The sequence below is a fragment of the Burkholderia sp. HAN2018 genome (assembly GCF_024704855.1).
GTDB classification, from domain to species: Bacteria; Pseudomonadota; Gammaproteobacteria; order Burkholderiales; family Burkholderiaceae; genus Burkholderia; species Burkholderia cepacia.
This window is the reverse complement of sequence record NZ_QOBB01000373.1, coordinates 1-4,221: the sequence shown is the minus strand read 5'-3', so window position 1 is coordinate 4,221 and position 4,221 is coordinate 1. Positions and strand designations below refer to the sequence as shown.

The following is a 4,221-nucleotide window of genomic DNA, read 5'->3' as shown; positions in this document are numbered from 1 at the left end:
GCCGCGCGGCCGCCCCGCGGGCGGCTGCGGCGGCCGCGGGGCGCCCGTTTCGGGCAGGGTTTCGCCGTCATCGCTTTTTCGCGATTTGCGCGTTATATTTTCTAGATATTGGCGCAGCCGACGGGGATCGACCCGATACGGCGCCCGCTTGCGATTCAGTTACAATACGTGCCCGCTGGAGTACGGCAACAAACAGGCCCGGTTCTTGCTGAACCAGTTTTCCGGGCATCGCAACCGCGCCGGATCGCCAATCCGCCTCCCGGCCGCGGCCGATGCGATGTGCCGCGCAGCACACCGGTTCGCAGCGCGCGCAACTCCGCGCCAGGCCTATCCTGGTATTTGAGAACCGGTTTTCCAGAGGCTTTCGGCCCCGCGGCGGCAAATCGCAAATGATTGCAAGCGCGGTTGCGGGTAATCCCAAAGTGCAGGCAATATCTCTCGATTTGCCGCACATTGAAGAAGCAAGCAGATGACGAAGAAACTCTTGACCGAAGCCGAAATCCTGAAGATGAGCGACAAGGATTACATGAATGAGGATCAGCTCGCCTTCTTCAAAAATCGGCTCGAACAGTTGCAGGCGGACATCCTCAAGAATGCAGGCCAGACGACCGAGAACCTGCGCGAGACGGTGATCGTCCCCGATCCCGCCGATCGCGCGACGATCGAGGAAGAGCACGCGCTCGAGCTGCGCACGCGCGATCGCGAACGCAAGCTCCTCAAGAAGGTTCAGCAGTCGCTCGCCCGCATCGATTCCGGCGATTATGGCTGGTGCGAGGAAACCGGCGAGCCGATCGGCATTCCGCGGCTGCTCGCCCGTCCGACCGCCACGCTGTCGCTCGAGGCGCAGGAGCGCCGCGAGTTGCGCCAGAAGCTGTTCGGCGACTGATCGAGCGGCGTTCCGCTCAGACACGCTGCTTCCCGAAAGCGCGCGGCCTGCCGCGCGCTTTTTGTTTTTCCGGCACCGGCTCGCGGTTGGCCGGTTTTCCGATTTGCCTCCCGCCTCTTGATATCCCCGCGCCCGCCCTAAAATGAAACGGACGCGCGCCGGGCCGCTTCCCGGCGCACTGCGAGTTACGCGGCGGCGCCTCGCGCCGCCCGACTCTTCCCCGTTTTTCTCAAGGAACGCAGATGGAGCAATTTCACGGCACGACCATCGTTTCGGTCCGGCGCGGCGACAAGGTCGCGCTCGGCGGCGACGGCCAGGTAACCCTCGGCAACATCGTCATGAAGGGTGGCGCGCGGAAAGTGCGGCGGATCTACAACAACCAGGTGCTGGTCGGATTCGCGGGCGGCACCGCCGATGCGTTCTCGCTGCTCGACCGCTTCGAGGCGAAGCTCGAGAAGCACCAGGGCAACCTGACCCGCGCGGCCGTCGAGCTCGCGAAGGACTGGCGCACCGACCGGATGCTGCGCCGCCTCGAGGCAATGCTGATCACGGCCGATGCCACCACCACGCTCGTGATCACCGGCAACGGCGACGTGCTCGACCCCGAGGAAGGCATCTGCGCGATCGGTTCGGGCGGTGCATATGCGCAGGCCGCGGCCCGCGCGCTCGCGGAGAACACCGAGCTGTCGCCGCGCGAGATCGTCGAGAAGTCGCTGAAGATTGCCGGCGACATGTGCATCTACACGAACCACAACCGCATCATCGAAACGATCGAGTAAGGACCGCACCATGAGCACCATGACCCCTGCCGAGATCGTCTCGGAACTCGACAAGCACATCATCGGCCAGGCCAAGGCGAAGAAGGCCGTCGCGGTCGCGCTGCGCAACCGCTGGCGCCGCCAGCAGGTCGCCGACCCGCTGCGCCAGGAAATCACGCCGAAGAACATCCTGATGATCGGGCCGACGGGCGTCGGCAAGACCGAAATCGCACGCCGCCTCGCGAAGCTCGCCGACGCGCCGTTCATCAAGATCGAAGCGACCAAGTTCACCGAGGTCGGCTACGTCGGCCGCGACGTCGACAGCATCGTGCGCGACCTGATCGAGATCTCGGTCAAGCAGACGCGCGAATCCGAGATGCGCAAGGTGCGCAGCAAGGCCACCGACCAGGCGGAAGACCGCATCCTCGACATCCTGCTGCCGCAGCCGCGCGCGGTGGGCTTCGGCGGCAATGCCGACCACGCGAACGACGACAACAACGCGACGCGCCAGACCTTCCGCAAGCGCCTGCGCGAAGGCCAGCTCGACGACAAGGAAGTCGAGCTCGACCTCGAGCAGCCGTCGGCCGGCATGGACATCATGGCGCCGCCGGGGATGGAAGAGATGACCGAGCAGATCCGCTCGATGTTCTCGAACCTCGGCAGCGGCAAGAAGCAGCGTCGCAAGGTGAAGATCAAGGAAGCGCTGAAGCTGCTGACCGACGAGGAAGCGGCGAAGATGCTGAACGACGAGGAAGTGAAGACGAAGGCCGTGCAGAACGTCGAGCAGAACGGCATCGTGTTCCTCGACGAGATCGACAAGATCACGTCGCGCAACAACGAAGGCAGCGGCGGCGAAGTGTCGCGCCAGGGCGTGCAGCGCGACCTGCTGCCGCTCGTCGAAGGCACGACGGTCAACACGAAGTACGGGATGGTGAAGACCGATCACATCCTGTTCATCGCGAGCGGCGCGTTCCACCTCGCGAAACCGAGCGACCTGATTCCCGAACTGCAGGGCCGTTTCCCGATCCGCGTCGAGCTCGACTCGCTGTCGGTGAACGATTTCGAGGCGATCCTCGTCGCCACCGACGCCAGCCTCGTCAAGCAGTACCAGGCGCTGCTCGCGACCGAAGACGTGCAGCTCGAGTTCGCCGACGACGGCATCCGCCGTCTCGCGGAGATCGCGTATGCGGTCAACGAGAAGACCGAGAACATCGGTGCGCGCCGGCTGTACACGGTGATCGAGAAACTGCTTGAGGAAGTGTCGTTCTCGGCCGGCAACCATGCCGGCGAGCGCGTGACGATCGACGCGAAGTATGTCGACCGCGCGCTGGGCGAAGTGTCGCAGGACGAAGACCTGTCGCGCTACGTGCTGTAACGCGCGCGGCGTCCGACGAAAAACGGGCGGCCCCTTGCGGGGTCGCCCGTTTTTTCATGGTCAGGCGATGCGGCGCCCGTGCCTGCCCCTGGAATGCGGCTGATGGCAAGCGCGCTGGTGCGTCCCTATAATCCGGACTCCTCCGGCCAAGTACCGACGCATTCGTCACCGCCTTCGAATGACCATCTACCCGTCCGTCGCCGGCCGAATCGTGCCGGCCTTGCTCGCGCTCACGCGCGCCGACATCCTGTCGCTCCTGCGCCGGATCAGGCGGGATTCGCTGCGGCGCTACAGCGTCGCGTTTGTACTCGCGTGGCTGGGCACGCTGGCGGGCATCGCATTCGCCAGCGTGGCGATCAGCATCGGCATCCAGTTCGTCGCGCGTGGCGTATCGGCAACGCCGTGGCCGCTGGCCAGCGCCATCGTCGTCGGCGGATGCGCGCCGCTGCTCGCCAACGTCTTCTACTCGGCGCTGCTCACGCTCCTGCTGAAACGCGAGATCGTCGCCTGCCTGTCGCGAGCCCCGGGCGCACCCGGCTGACGCGCCGGGCGCCAGTGCCCGCTTACTGCCGCACCGGCTTCTTCGCGAGCTTGCGCTGCAGCGTGCGGCGGTGCATGTTCAGCGCGCGCGCCGTCGCCGAGATGTTGTTGTTGTTCTCGGCCAGCACGCGCTGGATGTGCTCCCATTCGAGCCGGTCGACCGACAGCACGACCGGATTCTCGAGCGCTTCGTCGGCCTGCACTTCGGTTGCGTTGGTCTGCAGCGCGGCCAGGATCGACTCGACGTTCGCGGGTTTCGCGAGATAGTTGTCGGCGCCTTCCTTCACCGCCTGCACGGCGGTCGCGATGCTCGCGTAGCCGGTCAGCACCAGGATTCGCGCATCGGGCTGCAGGTCGCACAGCGGCGCGATCAGGCTCAGGCCCGAATCCTCGCCGAGATGCAGGTCGACGGTGATGAACTGGAACTTGCCGCCCGCGGCAAGCCGCAGCGCCGCCTCCTTGTCGTGCGCCTGCTGGACCGCGTAACCGCGGCGCTCGAGGCCGCGCGCGAGCGTACCCGCGAACACCTCGTTGTCGTCGATCACCAGGAAATTGTTCTCGCTCATGTGGTTTCTCCGTCTACGTGTTGGTTGAGGCGGCCGGCGCCGCGACGCGCACCGCCGGCAGGCGCAGCACGGCCCGCGTGCCGCGCGCGGCGGATG

Annotated in this window: 5 protein-coding genes and 1 pseudogene; 5 read left to right on the top strand and 1 reads right to left on the bottom strand. The window is 65.7% G+C overall.

The window, feature by feature from the left end; all coding sequences use genetic code 11:
• The 5 genes and pseudogenes from DPV74_RS39485 to DPV74_RS39465 form a co-directional block, all read left to right on the top strand.
• Positions 1-343 (top strand): annotated as a pseudogene (locus DPV74_RS39485) (hypothetical protein); the annotation flags it as partial.
• Between the two features lie 126 nt (positions 344-469).
• Complete coding sequence (gene dksA, locus DPV74_RS39480) at positions 470-886, top strand: RNA polymerase-binding protein DksA (protein WP_006477498.1); 417 nt, start codon at positions 470-472, stop codon at positions 884-886.
• 242 nt (positions 887-1,128) lie between these two features.
• A complete protein-coding gene (gene hslV, locus DPV74_RS39475) occupies positions 1,129-1,665 on the top strand; it encodes an ATP-dependent protease subunit HslV (RefSeq protein WP_021156275.1) in 537 nt (178 codons plus the stop codon).
• Positions 1,666-1,675: 10 nt separating this feature from the next.
• Positions 1,676-3,019 carry an ATP-dependent protease ATPase subunit HslU gene (gene hslU, locus DPV74_RS39470; protein WP_042972634.1) on the top strand — a complete coding sequence of 448 codons (1,344 nt, stop codon included), beginning with the start codon at positions 1,676-1,678 and terminating at the stop codon, positions 3,017-3,019.
• 211 nt (positions 3,020-3,230) lie between these two features.
• The gene (locus tag DPV74_RS39465; RefSeq protein WP_240440105.1) at positions 3,231-3,560 is read left to right on the top strand and encodes a hypothetical protein; all 330 of its coding nucleotides are present in this window, start codon (positions 3,231-3,233) and stop codon (positions 3,558-3,560) included.
• Between the two features lie 22 nt (positions 3,561-3,582).
• Here DPV74_RS39465 and DPV74_RS39460 read toward each other — a convergent pair whose 3' ends face one another.
• Complete coding sequence (locus DPV74_RS39460; protein WP_021156278.1) at positions 3,583-4,125, bottom strand: response regulator transcription factor; 543 nt, start codon at positions 4,123-4,125, stop codon at positions 3,583-3,585.
• Positions 4,126-4,221: the final 96 nt, after the last annotated feature.